13 protein-coding genes are annotated in these 17,473 nt (G+C 64.5%); 12 read left to right on the forward strand and 1 reads right to left on the reverse strand.

Going from position 1 to position 17,473, the window contains the following annotated elements; translation table 11 throughout:
• Positions 1-192: 192 nt before the first annotated feature.
• From QYH69_RS04395 to QYH69_RS04420, 6 genes are all read left to right on the forward strand, one after another.
• Positions 193-4,497 carry an AsmA-like C-terminal region-containing protein gene (locus QYH69_RS04395; protein ID WP_308830691.1) on the forward strand — a complete coding sequence of 1,435 codons (4,305 nt, stop codon included), beginning with the start codon at positions 193-195 and terminating at the stop codon, positions 4,495-4,497.
• 129 nt (positions 4,498-4,626) lie between these two features.
• Positions 4,627-5,487, forward strand: a complete 861-nt coding sequence (locus QYH69_RS04400; protein ID WP_308830692.1) for a carbon-nitrogen hydrolase family protein — start codon at positions 4,627-4,629, stop codon at positions 5,485-5,487.
• Between the two features lie 146 nt (positions 5,488-5,633).
• Positions 5,634-7,100: a metalloprotease TldD gene (gene tldD / locus QYH69_RS04405; protein WP_308830693.1), complete on the forward strand. Its 1,467-nt coding sequence runs from the start codon at positions 5,634-5,636 to the stop codon at positions 7,098-7,100.
• Between the two features lie 387 nt (positions 7,101-7,487).
• Complete coding sequence (gene aroG / locus QYH69_RS04410) at positions 7,488-8,561, forward strand: 3-deoxy-7-phosphoheptulonate synthase AroG (protein WP_075158091.1); 1,074 nt, start codon at positions 7,488-7,490, stop codon at positions 8,559-8,561.
• Between the two features lie 188 nt (positions 8,562-8,749).
• Positions 8,750-9,088: a type II toxin-antitoxin system RelE/ParE family toxin gene (locus QYH69_RS04415; protein WP_308830694.1), complete on the forward strand. Its 339-nt coding sequence runs from the start codon at positions 8,750-8,752 to the stop codon at positions 9,086-9,088.
• Between the two features lie 2 nt (positions 9,089-9,090).
• Positions 9,091-9,423, forward strand: coding sequence for a helix-turn-helix domain-containing protein (locus QYH69_RS04420; RefSeq protein WP_075158093.1), 333 nt, complete (start codon positions 9,091-9,093; stop codon positions 9,421-9,423).
• Between the two features lie 34 nt (positions 9,424-9,457).
• Here QYH69_RS04420 and QYH69_RS04425 read toward each other — a convergent pair whose 3' ends face one another.
• The gene (locus tag QYH69_RS04425) at positions 9,458-10,015 is read right to left on the reverse strand and encodes a cob(I)yrinic acid a,c-diamide adenosyltransferase (RefSeq protein ID WP_308830695.1); all 558 of its coding nucleotides are present in this window, start codon (positions 10,013-10,015) and stop codon (positions 9,458-9,460) included.
• 156 nt (positions 10,016-10,171) lie between these two features.
• On the opposite strand from QYH69_RS04425, the gene QYH69_RS04430 reads away from it, so the two are divergent.
• The 6 genes from QYH69_RS04430 (at position 10,172) to proC (ending at position 17,450) form a co-directional block, all read left to right on the forward strand.
• A complete protein-coding gene (locus tag QYH69_RS04430; protein WP_308830696.1) occupies positions 10,172-11,587 on the forward strand; it encodes an FAD-linked oxidase C-terminal domain-containing protein in 1,416 nt (471 codons plus the stop codon).
• Positions 11,588-11,713: 126 nt separating this feature from the next.
• Entirely contained in the window at positions 11,714-13,207 is a 1,494-nt protein-coding gene (locus tag QYH69_RS04435; protein WP_308830697.1) for an FAD-linked oxidase C-terminal domain-containing protein, read from the forward strand.
• Between the two features lie 241 nt (positions 13,208-13,448).
• Entirely contained in the window at positions 13,449-14,537 is a 1,089-nt protein-coding gene (gene glcE, locus QYH69_RS04440) for a glycolate oxidase subunit GlcE (RefSeq protein ID WP_308830698.1), read from the forward strand.
• A gap of 7 nt (positions 14,538-14,544) precedes the next feature.
• The gene (glcF, locus tag QYH69_RS04445) at positions 14,545-15,771 is read left to right on the forward strand and encodes a glycolate oxidase subunit GlcF (RefSeq protein WP_308830699.1); all 1,227 of its coding nucleotides are present in this window, start codon (positions 14,545-14,547) and stop codon (positions 15,769-15,771) included.
• A gap of 145 nt (positions 15,772-15,916) precedes the next feature.
• Complete coding sequence (locus QYH69_RS04450) at positions 15,917-16,615, forward strand: YggS family pyridoxal phosphate-dependent enzyme (protein WP_308830700.1); 699 nt, start codon at positions 15,917-15,919, stop codon at positions 16,613-16,615.
• A gap of 19 nt (positions 16,616-16,634) precedes the next feature.
• Positions 16,635-17,450 (forward strand): pyrroline-5-carboxylate reductase, encoded by an 816-nt coding sequence (proC, locus tag QYH69_RS04455; protein ID WP_308830701.1) that lies wholly within the window; start codon positions 16,635-16,637, stop codon positions 17,448-17,450.
• Positions 17,451-17,473: the final 23 nt, after the last annotated feature.

Raw genomic sequence — 17,473 nt, forward strand, 5'->3', positions numbered from 1 at the left:
GCTTTGATTCCCGCTTGCCGCACCGCACCGTCTTCAAGCGGAAGCGGGTTTGCAAAGGCATTGAAAAAAGTTCGGCCGGCTGGCCGCCAGGCCCCACCGGCACAGGGTTTGCCGGAAGTACCTCGCGACGGTTCGTGTGATACATTTCATCGTTAGTCCGCAAAACTACCATACGCCCAACCTGCCTTAAGCATGTCCGAGCGAAACCTACCCGCTGACCGGCCCGACGTAGGACGCGTCCGGCACGAAAGCGGAGGCGACCATCTGGTGCTGCGGCACACACTTCACTTCGTGCTGGGCGTCGCGCTCGTCGCGTACTTCCTCACGTTGCTGCTCGTGCTCGGGCTGCGCTATGTCGTGCTGCCGCAAGTCGAATCGTTTCGTCCGCGCATTGAAGCGGCGATTTCAGAGAAGATCCATGCGCAGTTGTCGATCGGTAAGCTGACGCCGCACTGGATCAGCTTCCAGCCCGGTGTCGAGGTCTCCGATCTCACGATTCGCGATCGCAACGGCCATGTCGCTTTGTCAATTCCGCACGCTACGGCCACCGTGTCGTGGAGCACCTTGTGGAAGCTGAAGCCGATCCTCTCGAGCCTCGTCGTCGATCAACCGAATCTGCTCGTCGAGCGCAATGACGACAGCACGCTGTCGGTCGCCGGCGTGCCGCTGCCGTCCGGCCATACGGGCAACGACACGTTTTCGACCTGGCTGCTGCGTCAGCAGGCCATGGTCCTGCGCGGCGGCACGCTGCGCTGGCGCGACGCGCAAAAGAAGAACGCGCCTGAAATCGCACTGCAGAACATCCGCCTCGCCATTCTTAACGATGGCGACGAACATCGCTTCGCGCTGCAGGCGCCCGCCGACGGCAAGGTGCTGTCCGGCCCGCTCGATTTCCGCGCGCATTTCAGGAACGCACGGGTCGGCGCGATGGGCAAGCCGATCAACTGGAGCGGCAGCGCCTACCTGTCGACCGGACCCGTCGATCTGCCGACGCTCGCGCGTTACATCGACTTCCCGATCTCGACGTACGCGGGCCGCATCGATAACGCAATCTGGGTCGAGTTTGCCGAAGGGCGCATCCTGTCCGCGACCGGCGAACTGTCGGGCAGCGATATTGCACTGCGTGTGCGTCCGACCCAGCCGAAGCTCGACGTGCCGGTCGCGCGCTTCACGTGGACCTTCGCACACGAAGCCGACGAATACACGTTGCAGCTCCATAACCTGCGCGCGGAACTCGGCCAGCCGCCGCTGTCCGACGGTACGCCGGTGACGCGCGCGCTGACCTTCGGCACGTTGAATGGTCGCTTTCGCAAGCAAAGCGTCCAGCATGGCCAGTTGATCAGCTTCTCGGGCGATCGCGTCGACCTCGGCATCCTCGCCGAATTCAGCCGTGCGCTGCCGCTGCCGCGGCGGCTTCTCAACAATCTCGTGCGCTTCAATCCGCGCGGCATCGTGTCGAACTACACGATCGAAGTCGAGCGCGACAAGCCGGATTCCGGCGAAGCGGCAAGCGAACGCGCCGAGACCGGCGCGGAACCGGTCATCCACTATACGTTCAAGGCCGATCTGCAAGGCATCAGCGTAGCCGCCCAGGAACCGCCACCCGGCCTGACCGCGCGCGGCCATCCGCGCGCCGGCATTCCAGGCTTCGAAAACCTCTGGGGATCGGTCGACGCGAATGAAAAACAAGGCTCGCTCACGCTCGATACGCAAAAGGCGGCCATCACCTTGCCGGGCGTCTTCGACGATCCGCGCCTGACCTTCGACCGCCTGCGAGGCAAAGGCACGTGGACGGTCGCGCAGAGCATCGCGCCCGGCGACAAGCACAAAGCATTCAAGGTCGACGTGTCCGAGCTCACGGTTGCGAATGCGGACACCAGCGCGAAAGCAAGCGCGAGCTACTCCAACGTCGGGCACGGGCGGGGCTCGCTCGATCTCGATGCGACCTTCGAGCGCGCACAGGTGTCGCGCATCGTCCGCTATCTGCCGACCAGCATCAGCGAACGGCTCAGGACGTATCTGGGCCACGGCTTGCAGGCGGGCATGTCGCGCGGCGCGACGATCCAGATTCACGGCAACCTCGAAAAATTCCCGTATTCGCGCGACCCGAGCGCCGGCGTGTTCCGTATCGTTGCGCCGTTTACCGGTGGCCGCTTCGATCCGACGCCGTATCCGCCGCGTACGATGAAAAACGGCACACCAAGCGTCTGGCCTGGCTTCGAGGGCATCGACGGCGTGTTCTCGCTGAAGGAAAACGTGCTGCGCTTCGACGTCGACCGCGCGCATTACAAAGGCGTAAAGGTCAACAAGGTAACGGGCGAGATCAGCGATCTCGGCGACCGCTCGAAGGCCCTCGTCATCAACGGCACGGGGCGCGGGCCGCTATCGGACATGCTCGACTATGTCGACGACAGCTCGCTTGGCATCCTGACGAAGCACATCACGCGCAAAGTGAAGGCCGACGGTCCCGCCGCGCTCGCGCTGAAGCTGACCGTGCCGCGCGCGCCGCTCGATCCGCGCGCGCCGCGGCCGCGCGTCGGCGTCGCCGGCTCGATCACGTTCGAGAACAACCGGCTCGCGATGGAAAAAGTGCCGCCGCTGTCGCAACTCAAGGGCAAGGTGCGCTTCACCGAGCACACCGCTCAGGTCGATAACCTCTCGGGGCACTTTTTCGGGGGCGATATGCACGCGAACGGCGGCCTTCAGGAAAACGGCAGCTATGCGCTCGATCTGAACGGACACGTCGCGCTCGAGGCGGCGCGAGAGCTCGATCTGCACGGCCTTGCACCGCAGGTGCTGAGCCATATCCAGGGAGGCGCGCCCTATGCGCTCAGCGTGCGCGGCGCCAAGGGACGGCTGCCCGAGATGTCCGGCCATTCGGACCTGACGGGCCTCGCACTCGACTTCCCGGCACCGTTCAACAAGCCCGCCGGCACGCCGATGCCGCTCAGCTTCTCGTTCAAGCCGCCGGCAAACGGACAGAACGGCGTGGGGCGGAACAGCGTGGGCCAGAACGGCGCGGTCGGGACGAACGGCGGCGCAAATAGCGGCACAGATAGCAGCGCAAAAAGCGACGCGGACAGCGGCCTCGAACGTGCCGATCTGAACTTCGGCCCGATCTCAGCGACCTACCTTCTGCGCAGCGAACCGCATCACATGCCGAAAGTCGTGCGCGGCGCGATCGGCGTGAACCGGCCCGCCGACCTGCCCTCCGAAGGCGTCGCCGCCACGATCGATCTCGACACGCTCGACGCCGACGCGTGGCGTGCACTCTTCATCCAGATGCGCAATGCGAACCAGGGCGTGGCGCCCGTGCCGCCGAGCGAAACGACCGCGCAGTTCGTCCCGAACCGCTTCGCGCTGCACATCGGCACGCTGACGCTGCTCAAGCGCCATTGGGAGAGCGTCGTGGTCGGCGCGTCGCATTACGATCGCACGTGGCAGGCAAACATCGGATCGAATCAGGTGTCAGGCCACGTGTCGTGGATGCCGGGCGCGACGGCCGGTTCGCCGGGCACGCTGCAGGCGCGCCTCGCGCGCCTCGTGATTCCCGCCGCGACCGACAACGATCTGCTCGGGCCGGCGATGCAGCAGCCCGCGCAGAACATGCCGAGCATCGACCTCGTCGTCAACGAGCTGATCGTGCGCGGTCGCGATGTCGGCCGGCTCGAGGTCGACGCGCGCAATTTCGAGGAAGACGGCGTGCCGGTCTGGCAACTCGACAAGCTCGACATCAGCAACCCGGCGGCGACCTTCACCGCCACCGCGAACTGGCGGACGCTGCGCGAATACGGCGCGGTGACGGACCAGAGCACGCCGCGCCGCACGGCCGTCGATTTCAAGCTCGACGTGAAGGATGCCGGCGCACTGCTCGAACGCGCCGGCCTGCCGCGCACGCTGAAAGACGGTGAAGGCACGCTGTCAGGCAAGCTGGCATGGCAAGGCGGTCCGACGCGCATCGACTATACGACGCTGAACGGCAATCTCGCGGTCGATCTGCGCCACGGGCAGATTCTGAAGGTCGACCCCGGCGTCGCGAAGCTGCTGGGCGTGGTGAGCCTGCAAAGCCTCGCGCGCTTCGCGACGCTCAATTTCCGCGATGTGATCGGCGAGGGTTTGCCGTTCTCGAGCGCCACGGGCACCAGCGAAATTACCGACGGCATCGGCCGCACGAACAACTTCAAGCTGATTACGGCGCCTGCGCGCGCCGAAATGAACGGCAGCGTCGACCTTGCGCACGAGACGCAGGACCTGAACGTGCGCGTGTTTCCGACCGTCAGCGTCGGCGCGGGCGTCGTCGCCGCGACGATCATCAATCCGCTGATCGGGCTCGGCGCCCTCGTGGGCGACATCGTGCTGTCGCAATCGCTCGAGTATGCGTTCGTGCTCGACTACGCGATTACCGGATCGTGGGCGAAGCCTCACGTCGAGCGGGTGCACGGCGATCGCGGTAAGATGGGCGAGCTACCTGCGGCGCAGGCGGCAGTGGCCCAGTAGGCGAATGGCGGCAGGTCACTCGCCGCACCGCACAACTTTCGTCGCGCAGTCTTGTGGCGCCGTTCCGTCCACGCCCGTCGTCGCCGTCAATGGCGCACGCGGCTCCGAAAGGAATCTTTCGATACGCTCATGAGCGATCAACACGCGCAATCCCCGGGCAGCCAGGCCTCGTCGTCACAGCCGGCCGCCCCGTACCGCGTCGCGGCGCTGCAGATGGTCAGCACGCCCGATCGCGATCGCAACCTCGCCGACGCGGAAAAGCTCATCGCGCAGGCCGCCGCCGGAGGCGCACAACTCGTGCTGCTGCCCGAGTACTTCTGCTTCATGGGCTTCAAGGACACCGACAAGCTCGCCGTGCGCGAGCCGTACGGCGACGGTCCGATCCAGCGCTTTCTGTCCGATGCCGCACGCAGGCATGATGTATGGATCATCGGCGGCACGCTGCCGCTGACCGCGCCGGAACCGTCGCGCGTGCTGAACACCACGCTGGTATTCGACCCCGCCGGCCGCGAAGTCGCGCGCTACGACAAGATCCACCTGTTCAACTTCGAAAAAGATGACGAATCATTCGACGAAGCGCGCACGATCCGCCCCGGCGAAACCGTGCGCAGCTTCGACGCGCCGTTCGGGCGGGTCGGCCTGTCGGTCTGTTACGATTTGCGCTTTCCGGAGCTGTACCGGCGCCTCGGCGACTGCGCGATGATCGTCGTGCCGTCCGCGTTTACGTATACGACCGGCCGCGCCCACTGGGAAACGCTGCTGCGCGCGCGCGCCGTCGAGAACCAGTGCTACGTGCTCGCCGCAGCGCAAGGCGGCAAGCACGAAAATGGCCGCCGCACATGGGGACATAGCATGCTGATCGACCCTTGGGGCGAAATTCTCGACGTGCGCGACGAAGGCGCGGGCGTCGTCGCCGGCACAGTCGAACGGGCCCGCATCGACGAAGTGCGGCAAAGCCTGCCGGCATACCGGCATCGCGTGCTCGGCTAGCGCGGCGAGCGCCGGCCGGGATCATCGCGTGCAATTGCATGTAGCCAAACGAGAACCGCCGCACATTGAAAGCGCATCGGCCGTCACCCATATGTCAAGCCGAGTGCACCGTCCGAATCTCTTGAATCGAGCTGAACCTACTGCGCATGAACATCATCGAACCCAGCATCCGTAATCTCGCGACGGCCAAGGACGTCCTTCTCACGCCCTACGGCCTCGACGAAGCCCTGCTGACCCGCACGCTCGCCGAGATCTTCACGCATCGCGTCGATTACGCGGACCTTTACTTCCAGGCCACGCGCAGCGAAGCGTGGAGTCTCGAAGAAGGCATCGTCAAATCCGGCAGCTTCAGCATCGACCAGGGTGTCGGCGTGCGCGCCGTGTCCGGCGACCGCACCGCATTCGCGTATTCGGACGATCTGTCGCCCGACGCGATCCGCCAGGCCGCGATCGCCACGCGCGCGATCGCGAAAAGCGGCGGCGGCAAGCAGAAGATCAAGGCAGCTTCGTCGCTGACGGGCGTGGCGGGCCGCGATCTGTATCTGCCGTCCAATCCGCTGCATTCGCTCGACGCAACGGCCAAGGTCAAGCTGCTCGAGCGCATCGAACAGATGGCGCGCGGCCGCGACCCGCGCATCACGCAAGTGATGGCGGGCCTCGCCGGCGAATACGACGTCGTGCTGGTCGCACGCAGCGACGGCGCGCTGGCGGCCGACATCCGGCCGCTCGTGCGTGTATCGGTAACCGTAATCGCAGAACAGAACGGCCGCCGCGAAATCGGCACCGGCGGCGGCGGCGGCCGCTTCGATTACGGCTACTTCACCGACGATGTCCTCTCGCGCTACGTCGACGACGCCGTGCATGCGGCGCTCGTGAACCTCGACGCGCGTCCGGCGCCGGCCGGCGCCATGACCGTCGTGCTCGGGCCGGGCTGGCCGGGCGTGCTGCTGCATGAAGCAATCGGCCACGGGCTCGAGGGCGACTTCAACCGCAAGGGTTCGTCGGCGTTCGCGGGCCGCATCGGCGAGCAGGTCGCAGCCAGGGGCGTCACGGTCGTGGACGACGGCACGCTGCCGAACCGCCGCGGCTCGCTCAATATCGACGACGAAGGCAATGCGACGCAGTGCACGACGCTGATCGAAGACGGCATTCTGAAGGGCTACATCCAGGACACGCTGAACGCGCGCCTGATGAAGATGCCGGTAACCGGCAATGCGCGCCGCGAATCGTACGCGGCGTTGCCGATGCCGCGCATGACCAACACTTACATGCTGAACGGCGACAAGGATCCGCAGGAAATCATCGCGTCGGTGAAGAACGGCCTCTATGCGGTGAACTTCGGCGGCGGCCAGGTCGACATCACGAACGGCAAGTTCGTGTTCTCGGCGTCCGAGGCGTACATGATCGAGAACGGCAAGATCAGCTATCCGGTGAAGGGCGCGACGCTGATCGGCAGCGGCCCCGAGTCGCTCAAATACGTGAGCATGATCGGCAACGATATGTCGCTCGATACCGGCGTCGGCGTATGCGGCAAGGAAGGCCAGAGCGTGCCGGTCGGCGTCGGCCAGCCGACGCTGCGCATCGACCGGATGACGGTCGGCGGAACAGTCTGAACGCGGCGATTCGCACGCTTCCCGCAGAAATTGCTGAAAACGTGCGGATTTTCCGCGTTTTTTGATCGATCCGCTTGTCAAGCGCGCTTGTGCAAGGTATAAAGCCACTCAACCTTTTTTGCAGAACCCACTCTTTTCCATCATGTCCGCCCGGTTTTATTTTTATTTCTTTTGGCATCTCAGACCGCTGGCGGATCGAGAGGGGTGTTAGTGCATAAAAGGCAAGCCCGAAATTCCCGAAAAACCGCCAGCGAGTCTGGCGGTTTTTTTTTGCCGCGGCTTTTCCCCCACTTATCCGATGCGCGGAGCCGACGCTCCCGCTCACATGCAACGAACACGCAACAACACACCACATACCGACGCTACGAACTGCACCTGGAGAACGACATGCCCCCGCACAATACCGACGATGTCCGAATTCGCGAACTGAAGGAACTTACCCCGCCCGCGCACCTGATCCGCGAATTCCCGTGCAGCGAAAAGGAATCGGACCTGATCTTCAACACGCGGCAGGCATTGCATCGCATCCTGCACGGCATGGACGACCGGTTGATCGTCATCATCGGTCCGTGCTCGATTCATGACCCGAAAGCGGCGCTCGAGTACGCCGGGCGCCTCATCGAACAGCGCAAACGCCTCGCGGGCGAGCTCGAGATCGTCATGCGCGTGTATTTCGAGAAGCCGCGCACGACGGTCGGCTGGAAAGGTCTCATCAACGACCCGCATCTCGACAACAGTTTCAAGATCAACGACGGCCTGCGTGCCGCGCGCGAACTGCTGCTGCATATCAACGAGCTGGGTCTGCCGGCCGGCAGCGAGTTTCTCGACATGATCAGCCCGCAGTACATCGCCGACCTGGTCTCGTGGGGCGCGATCGGCGCGCGCACCACGGAATCTCAAGTGCATCGCGAACTCGCTTCGGGGCTCTCGTGTCCGGTGGGCTTCAAGAACGGCACGGACGGCAATGTGAAGATCGCCGTCGACGCGATCAAGGCGGCGTCGCAGCCGCACCACTTCCTTTCGGTGACGAAGGGCGGCCATTCGGCGATCGTGTCGACCGCGGGCAACGAAGATTGCCACATCATCCTGCGCGGCGGCAAAGCGCCGAACTACGATGCGCAAAGCGTCGATGTCGCGTGTGCGGACATCGGCAAGGCCGGTCTCGCCGCGCGACTGATGATCGACGCAAGCCATGCAAACAGCTCGAAGAAGCACGAGAACCAGATTCCGGTTTGCGCCGATATCGGCCGCCAGATCGCGGGCGGCGATGAGCGCATCGTCGGCGTGATGGTCGAGTCGCATCTGGTTGCCGGACGCCAGGATCTGCAGGAAGGCTGCGCGCTCACATACGGCCAGAGCATCACCGACGCGTGCATCGGCTGGGACGAAAGCATCGGCGTACTCGACGGACTCGCCGAGGCCGTCAGACAACGTCGTATTGCACGAGGCAGCGGCAACTGAATCATGCGATAGCGCACTTCTCGACGCCCTGAAAAGCCCGGCCACGTGCCGGGCTTTTTTTCGTTAGCCATCCGGACGAATGTTCATTCATGTACGACACGAGTACCGTAGGCGTTCTTCGCAGGCATGTTGAAAGGACTTGACCTGAAAGAAGAATTGGTACAAAATTTTGTACATGAAGGTAGTCTATGAATCGGGAAAAAGAGATTCGCTGGGTTGGCTCCAGCTATGACGACCTTCTGGCGTTTCCAGAGGAAGCACGGCGGCAAGCAGGTTTTCAGCTTTCCAAAGTACAAGCCGGACTTGACCCGGACAACTGGAAACCCTTTGATCGGGTCGGTGCAGGAACGCGCGAAATTCGCCTTCACGAAGCAGAAGGCATATTTCGCGTCATGTATGTCGCAAAGTTCGTCGAAGCCATCTATGTGCTGCATTGTTTCCAGAAGCAGACGCAGGCAACGAGCAAACAAGACAGAGAAATCGCCGAAGCGCGTTATCGTGCTTTGGCAAATGTTAGGAAGGCATAGCGATGACCATCGATACCAGAATCCGTCACGTTACGAAGCCCGGTGCGAACCTGTTCCTCGAACTCGGTTTCTCCGCGGCGGAAGCGAAGCGCCTGCACGCTGCTTCGCAGAAACAGATCAATGACACGCGCGTGCTGAAGGAACAGCTCATGACCGAACTCTCGAGCTGGATCGAACAGCATCATCTGAAACAGGCGGAAGCGGCTGAAATTCTGATGGTGTCGCGGCCGCGTGTGTCCGACGTCGTGAACAAGAAGACGTCGAAGTTCACCATCGATACGCTGGTCGAAATGTTGAGCCGCATCGGCAAGCCGGTGACGCTCGCTGTCGGTTAGCGCCGCGTGTTCGCACATCCCCCGCCCTTAACCCCTAACGCTTCGCGGCGCGCTCATGCTGCCATAGCACATCGCTGCCACCATCCACTCTGTTCAGCACGCGCGCAAGCACAAATAACAGGTCCGACAAGCGGTTGACGTAACCGCGCAGCGCGGAACTTACGCCCTCCATCGTGCCGAGCGCAACGATCGCGCGCTCCGCGCGGCGGCACACGGTTCGACAAACGTGCGCCTGAGAAGCGGCCCGCGAACCGGCGGGCAGAATGAACTCCTTCAGCGGCGGCAGCGTCGCGTTGTAATCGGCAAGCCATGTGTCCAGCCAGCGCAGATGCGCGTCGGCAATCATCGTGTGACCGGGCACGCTCAGTTCGCCGCCGAGATCGAACAGATCGTGCTGGATCGCCGTCAGCGCGGCGCTCACGTCGTCGGGCAAGCTTTCGCAGAGCAGCAGGCCAATATGGGAGTTCAGTTCGTCGACTTCACCGATGGCCACGATGCGCGCATCGTCCTTGCGCACGCGGCGACCGTCGCCAAGGCCGGTCGTGCCGTCGTCGCCGGTGCGCGTTGCAATCTTGCTCAGGCGGTTACCCATGATGTCGTTCCTCTGTAGTGGCGCTGCGCATCGGTCGAGACCATTATAAGTTTTGCGGGCGAATCGCCAGCCCACCGCCATCCCGTGTTTGCTGCCGAGGCATCGGCGTAGAATGGTTCAAATCGCTGCAACAAATATGCCTTACAGGAGACCAGCGTGAACCATCCCGCGCCGCCCACCGCCGTGCGCCGTCCCTTCCCCGCCGAGTTGCTCAGCGCGCTGCAATCCGCATTCGGCGAACGCGTCTCGACCGCCGAAGCGGTCCGCACCAATCATGGCCGCGACGAATCGCCGTTCGATCCGCAACTGCCCGATGCCGTCGTCTTCGCGCGCAACGCCGAAGACGTGCAAACCGTTATCCGGCTCTGCGCCCGGTACGACGTACCGGTCATTCCTTACGGCAATGGCTCGTCGCTCGAAGGTCACCTTCTCGCGGTGCAAGGCGGCGTGTCGATCGACCTTGCCGAAATGAACCGCGTGCTGTCGATCAATGCGGAAGACCTGACGGTAACCGTCGAGCCCGGCATTTCGCGCAAGCAGCTCAATGAAGCGTTGCGCGGCACCGGCCTGTTCTTTCCGATCGATCCCGGCGCCGACGCAAGCATCGGCGGCATGACCGCGACGCGTGCATCGGGCACGAACGCGGTGCGCTACGGCACGATGCGCGAAAACGTGCTCGGCCTGTGCGCGGTGCTCGCCGACGGCCGCCTGATCCGCACGGGCACGCACGCGCGCAAGTCGTCGGCGGGCTACGATCTGACGCGTCTTTTCGTCGGCTCGGAGGGGACGCTCGGTGTCGTCACCGAAATCACATTGCGGCTCTATCCGCTACCGGAAGCCGTGTCCGCCGCGGTGTGCACGTTCGCGTCCATGGAAAGCGCCGTGCGCGCGGTCATCGAAACGATCCAGATGGGTGTGCCGATTGCGCGCGTCGAGTTCGTCGATGCGCTTGCGATCCGCGCCATCAACCGCCATTCGAATCTGACGCTGCGCGAAGCGTCGACGCTGTTCTTCGAGTTTCACGGCACGCAAGCGAGCGTGAAGGAACAGGCCGAACTCGTCCAGGAAATCGCCGCCCAGAACACAGGCGAAGGCTTCGAATGGGCGACGCGCCCCGAGGACCGCAGCCGCCTGTGGAACGCGAGACATAACGCGTACTTCGCGATGTTGCAGCTGAAGCCGGGTTGCCGCGCGGTCACCACCGATGTATGCGTGCCGATTTCACGACTCGCCGAATGCGTCGTCGAAACGGAGCAGGACCTGAAGGCGTCGACGCTGCCGTGCCCGATCGTCGGACATGTCGGCGACGGCAACTTCCACGTTGCGATGCTGATCGATCCGCAGCGGCCCGAGGAGTTCGCCGAAGCCGAGCGTCTGAACCATCGCATCGTCAAGCGCGCCTTGCGAATGAACGGCACCTGCACGGGCGAGCATGGCGTGGGCCTGCACAAGATCGATTTTCTCGTCGAGGAAGCGGGCCCGGTAGCGATCGACACGATGCGCGCGATCAAGCACGCGCTCGACCCGCGCAATCTGATGAATCCGGGCAAGATATTTTCGTGGGCGGCATAGCATGAACTGACCGGCCGAGCCGAAGCACATCCCGCACGCACGCACAACAACGAAGACGAACCGTGCGTGCCCGGCCGGCACCGCCGTCATAGGCAAATGCGCAAGCAAAATACGAGGAGACAGACCATGAACGCGCCCGCCGAACTGTCAGCCGAAGTGCTCGCGCAACGGCAACGAGAAGTCGTGCAGGCCTTGATGGCCGTGCTGCCGACTCACTGTCTGCTGTATCGCGAAGAAGATACGGTCGCTTATGAATGCGATGGCCTCGCCGCGTACCGGCGCCTGCCGCTCGCCGTCGTGCTGCCCGAGACCGAATCGCAAGTGCAGCGCATCGTGCAGATCTGCCATCGGCTCGATGTGCCGATCGTGCCGCGCGGTGCGGGTACGAGCCTGTCGGGCGGCGCGATGCCGATCCGGCACGGCGTGGTGGTATCGCTCGCGCGCTTTCGCAAGATCGTCGAAGTCGACCCGTATGCACGCACCGCAACGGTACAGCCGGGCGTGCGCAACCTGTCGATCTCCGAAGCCGCCGCACCTTACGGGCTCTACTACGCACCGGACCCATCGTCGCAGATCGCCTGCACGATCGGCGGCAATGTCGCCGAAAACTCGGGCGGCGTCCACTGCCTGAAATATGGCCTGACCGTGCACAACGTCATGCGCGTGCGTGCGATCACGATGGAAGGGGAAGTCGTCGAGTTCGGCTCGCTAAGCCCCGATGCTCCGGGCCTCGATCTGCTCGCGGTGGTCGTCGGCAGCGAAGGCATGTTCGCGATTGTCACCGAGGTCACGGTCCGTCTGATTCCGAAGCCGCAGACCGCGCAGGTGATCATGGCGAGTTTCGACGACGTCGTGAAAGGCGGAGACGCGGTCGCCGGCATCATCGCCGCAGGCATCATTCCAGCCGGCCTCGAAATGATGGACAAGCCGGCCACGCGCGCGGTCGAAGAGTTCGTCCGCGCGGGCTACGACCTCGACGCAGCGGCGATTCTGCTTTGCGAATCGGACGGCACGCCCGAAGAAGTCAGCGAAGAAATCGTCAGGATGACCGCGGTGCTGCGCGAGCACGGCGCCACGCGCATCCAGATCTCGCGCTCGGAAAGCGAGCGCCTGCGCTTCTGGTCCGGCCGCAAGAACGCATTTCCGGCGGCGGGCCGCATCTCGCCCGACTACTACTGCATGGACGGCACGGTGCCGCGCCGCAGCATCGGTCCATTGCTCGCCCGCATCGAAGCAATGGAACAGAAGTACAACCTGCGCTGCATCAACGTGTTCCATGCGGGCGACGGCAATATGCATCCGCTGATTCTTTTCAACGGCAACGACCTCGACGAGTGGCATCGCGCCGAAGCATTCGGTTCGGATATTCTCGAGAGTTGCGTCGAGCTGGGCGGCACCGTCACGGGCGAGCACGGCGTGGGCATCGAGAAAATCAATTCGATGTGCGTCCAATTTTCGGCGGAGGAGCGCGATGCGTTTCATGCGGTAAAGCGTGCGTTCGATCCGCCCGGCCTGCTGAACCCCGACAAGGGCATCCCGACCCGCGCGCGCTGCGCCGAGTACGGCAAAATGCATATTCGCGCGGGCCTGTTGCCGCATCCGGAACTGCCGCGCTTCTAGCGGCCGCTTTTGCGCGGTAACCGGAGTCTTTCGCCCACGCCTGCGGCCTGCGCTTCGCGCAACGCGCAGACGTGGGTGTCCTTGCCCGCGAACCCGGCGCACGCCCGCCCATTGGGGTTCTTACTGACTTTGAGCAACGCCTTCGATAGCGCCCCTTGGCGCTTCCCGTACGGGTCCGTTCCGGGTTGCCAGCCAGGCATCGCCCGGTACAATCGAATCAACTACAACGAAACACGACGCTATGGAAGAGGACGACATCGTCGCCGAATGGTCCGAACGAATCCGTTCGGCCACCGCCGAAAGACGCCCAGTGCGAGTTCGCGGCGGCGGCACGAAAGACTGGTATGGCCAGTCGCTACAGGGAGACGTCCTCGATACGCGCGCCCATCGCGGCATCATCGCGTACGATTCCGGGGAGCTGGTCATCACCGCGCGCGCAGGCACTCCGCTTGCGGAAATCGAAGCGACGCTCGCCGAGCACGACCAGATGCTCGCCTTCGAACCGCCGCATTTCGGCCCGCAAGCGACGCTCGGCGGCTGCATCGCCGCCGGTATCGCGGGCCCGCGCCGTCAATCGGCCGGCGCGCCGCGCGACTTCGTGCTCGGGGCGGTCGTGATGAATGGCCATGGCCAGGTGCTGCACTTCGGCGGACAGGTGGTCAAGAACGTCGCCGGCTACGACGTCTCGCGACTCATGGCCGGCTCGCTCGGCACGCTCGCGTTGATTCTGGAACTGTCGGTCAAGGTATTGCCGCGCCCGAAGGCGGAAATCACGCTGAAATTCGATATGAACGGTACCGACGCGGTCCGCAAGCTCAACGAATGGGGCGGCCGGCCGCTGCCGGTCAGCGCGAGCGCGTGGCGCAACGGCACGCTCGTGCTGCGTCTCGGCGGCGCGGAAGCGGCCGTGAAGTCGGCGCGCTCGTCGCTCGGCGGCGAAGTCGTCGACGCGGTCGAAGCGGAACGCTTCTGGTCAGGCTTGCGTGAACAGACTGACCCGTTCTTTGCGGCGATCGCGCCAAAGGCTGCGCTGTGGCGGCTCGCACTGCCGACCATCACCGAACCGCTTCAGCTGCCCGGCGCGCAGATGATGGAATGGGGCGGCGCACAGCGCTGGTGGATCACCGACGCCGACGCGCAAACGGTGCGCATCAGCGCCAAGCAGGCCGGCGGTCACGCAACGATTTTCCGCACCGGCCAAGGCTACGATCGCAGCGCGGGCGTGTTCACGCCGCTGCCCGCCCCGTTGATGAAGATTCACCGCGGTCTGAAGGCCGCTTTCGATCCGGCTCGCATCTTCAATCGCGGCCGGCTGTACCCCGACTTCTGAGCGCGCGATGCAAACGAACCTCGCGGACTTCATTCGCAATACGCCCGACGGAGCGGAAGCCGACGCGATCCTGCGCAAATGCGTGCACTGCGGTTTCTGCACGGCGACGTGCCCGACCTACCAGCTGCTCGGCGACGAACTCGACGGCCCGCGCGGGCGCATCTATCTGATCAAGCAGTTGGTCGAAGGCACGCCTGTCACGCGCAGCACGCAGACTCACCTCGATCGCTGTCTCACATGCCGCAACTGCGAATCGACTTGCCCGTCGGGCGTGCAATATGGCCGGCTCGTCGAGATCGGGCGCAAGCTGACCGAAGAGAAAGTGTCGCGGCCGCTCGGCCAGCGCGTGCTGCGCCGCATGCTGGCGAGCTTCGTGCCGAACGAAGCGCTGTTCACCCCCGCGATGCGCCTCGGCCAGCACGTACGTCCGCTACTGCCGAAGAAGCTGCGCGACAAGGTGCCGGCGCGCCAGCGCCAGCTCGAATGGCCCGCGTCGAAGCATGCGCGCAAGATGCTGATGCTCGCCGGCTGCGTGCAGCCCTCGATGATGCCGAACGTGAACACGGCCACCGCGCGTGTGCTCGACGCGCTCGGCATCGAGACGATCGTCGCGCCGGACGCCGGCTGCTGCGGCGCGATCCGCCTGCACCTGGGCTACAACGACGAAGCGCTCGACGACATGCGCGCAAACATCGATGCATGGTGGCCGTATGTCGAAGCAGGTGTCGAAGCGATCGTAATGAACGCGTCGGGCTGCGGCGCGACGATCAAGGAATACGCGCATCTGTTGCGCGACGACCCGGCGTATGCGGAGAAGGCGCGCCGCATCGTCGAACTGACCCGCGACATCGCGGAAATCCTGCCCGAGTTCGAGGAACCGCTGGCGGCCCTCGCGCGCCCGCGCGCGGTGCACACGGTGGCGTTCCATCCGCCGTGCACGCTGCAGCATGGGCAGCAGATCCGCGGCAAGGTCGAGCACCTGCTCGGCGAACTCGGCATCGACGTGCGGCTACCCGCCGATAGTCACCTGTGCTGCGGCTCGGCCGGCACCTATTCGCTGACACAGCCGGCGCTGTCGTACGCGCTGCGCAACCAGAAGCTCGAGCGCCTGCACGCGCAGGAGCCACAGATCATCGTATCGGCAAACGTCGGGTGCATTGCGCATCTGCAAAGCGGAACGTCGACGCCGGTGGTCCACTGGATCGAGCTCGTCGAGCACATGCTGGCGCGGTGACAGGCCGGTCGCGCGAAAGCATTTGGAGCGGGTACGCAAAAGCGGACGGACCAGTCAAGCGAAGGCGCGGCGCCGATGTAGTCGCGCGGTAGCACGCCCTTCGCATCCGTATAATTAAACGCCATCGACCCTTGCAGACGTTGTCATGCCCGACCTGATCCACAATCTCGACGCGGTGCGCCAGCGCATCGCGCTCGCCGCGCAAGTCGCCGGCCGCGATCCGCGCTCGGTCGCGCTGCTCGCGGTATCGAAGACGTTTCCGGCCGAAGATGTCCGCGCCGCGCACGCCGCGGGGCAGCGCGCGTTCGGCGAAAACTACGTGCAGGAAGCGCTGACGAAGCTCGACGCACTCGCCGATCTGCGCGACACGATCGAGTGGCATTTCATCGGACCGCTGCAATCGAACAAGACGCGCCCCGTCGCCGAGCGTTTCGACTGGGTTCATTCGATCGATCGTCTGAAGATCGCGCAACGGCTCGCCGAACAGCGGCCGGACGGCGTGCCGCCGCTCAACGTATGCGTGCAGGTCAACGTGAGCGGCGAAGTGTCGAAATCCGGTGTGCCGCCCGGCGAAGCAGCCGGGATCGCGCACGCGATCGCAGCGCTGCCGAAGCTGCGCCTGCGTGGCCTGATGGCCATTCCGGAACCCGTCGGCAGCATCGAACAGCAACGGGTGCCGCACCGCGCGCTGCGCGAACTGTTCGACAGGCTGCGCGCCGACGGGCTCGAACTCGACACCTTGTCGATGGGCATGTCGGGCGACCTCGAAGCGGCCGTACTCGAAGGCGCGACGATGGTGCGCATCGGCACGGCGATCTTCGGCGCGCGCGACTACTCCCACTAAACCTCCTTCCGGACACACCATGAAAATTGCCTTTATCGGCGGCGGCAACATGGCTGCCGCGCTGATCGGCGGTCTGATCAAGCGCGGCGTCGCGGCGTCCGATCTCTATGCGATCGACCCGAACGAAGACGCACGCAAGCGCAACCAGCAACAGTTCGGCATCGCCACCGGCGCGGCCGCCGATGCGGCGCTCGCCTCGTTCGACGCGGTCGTGCTGGCGGTCAAGCCTCAAGTGGCGAAGGACGTCGCCGGCGCGCTGGCGGCGCATCTGTCGGCGCGGCAGCTCGTGATCAGCATCGTCGCGGGCATTCGCGCCGCCGACCTGTCGCGCTGGCTGAACGGCCATGCGCGCATCGTGCGTACGATGCCGAATACGCCCGCGCTGATCGGCATGGGCGTGACAGGTCTCGTTGCGCTGGGCGGCGTCGACGAAGCAGGACGCGCGCTCGCATCGCAAGTGCTCGGCGCGGTCGGACAAACGGTCTGGTTCGACGACGAGGCGAAAATCGACGCGGTCACCGCAATCTCGGGCAGCGGCCCCGCGTACGTCTTCTATTTCATCGAGGCGCTGCAGGAAGCGGCGCGCCAGCTCGGCATGGATGAAGCGCAGGGCCGCGCGCTCGCGGTCGCCACGTTCACCGGCGCGGCGCAACTGGCGGCGCAATCGGATGAACCGCCGTCGGTGTTGCGCGAACGCGTGACGTCCAAAGGCGGGACGACCGCGGCGGCGCTCGCCGCATTCGACGCGCAGCATGTGAAGGATGCCATCGTGCGCGGCGCACTGGCAGCGGACGCGCGCGCGAAAGAGATGGGGGAGGAATTCGGCAAGCAGTAGCGCCCGCTGTTGGACCCGCGGGT

This window comes from Paraburkholderia sp. SARCC-3016 (genome assembly GCF_031119615.1).
Taxonomy (GTDB): domain Bacteria; phylum Pseudomonadota; class Gammaproteobacteria; order Burkholderiales; family Burkholderiaceae; genus Paraburkholderia.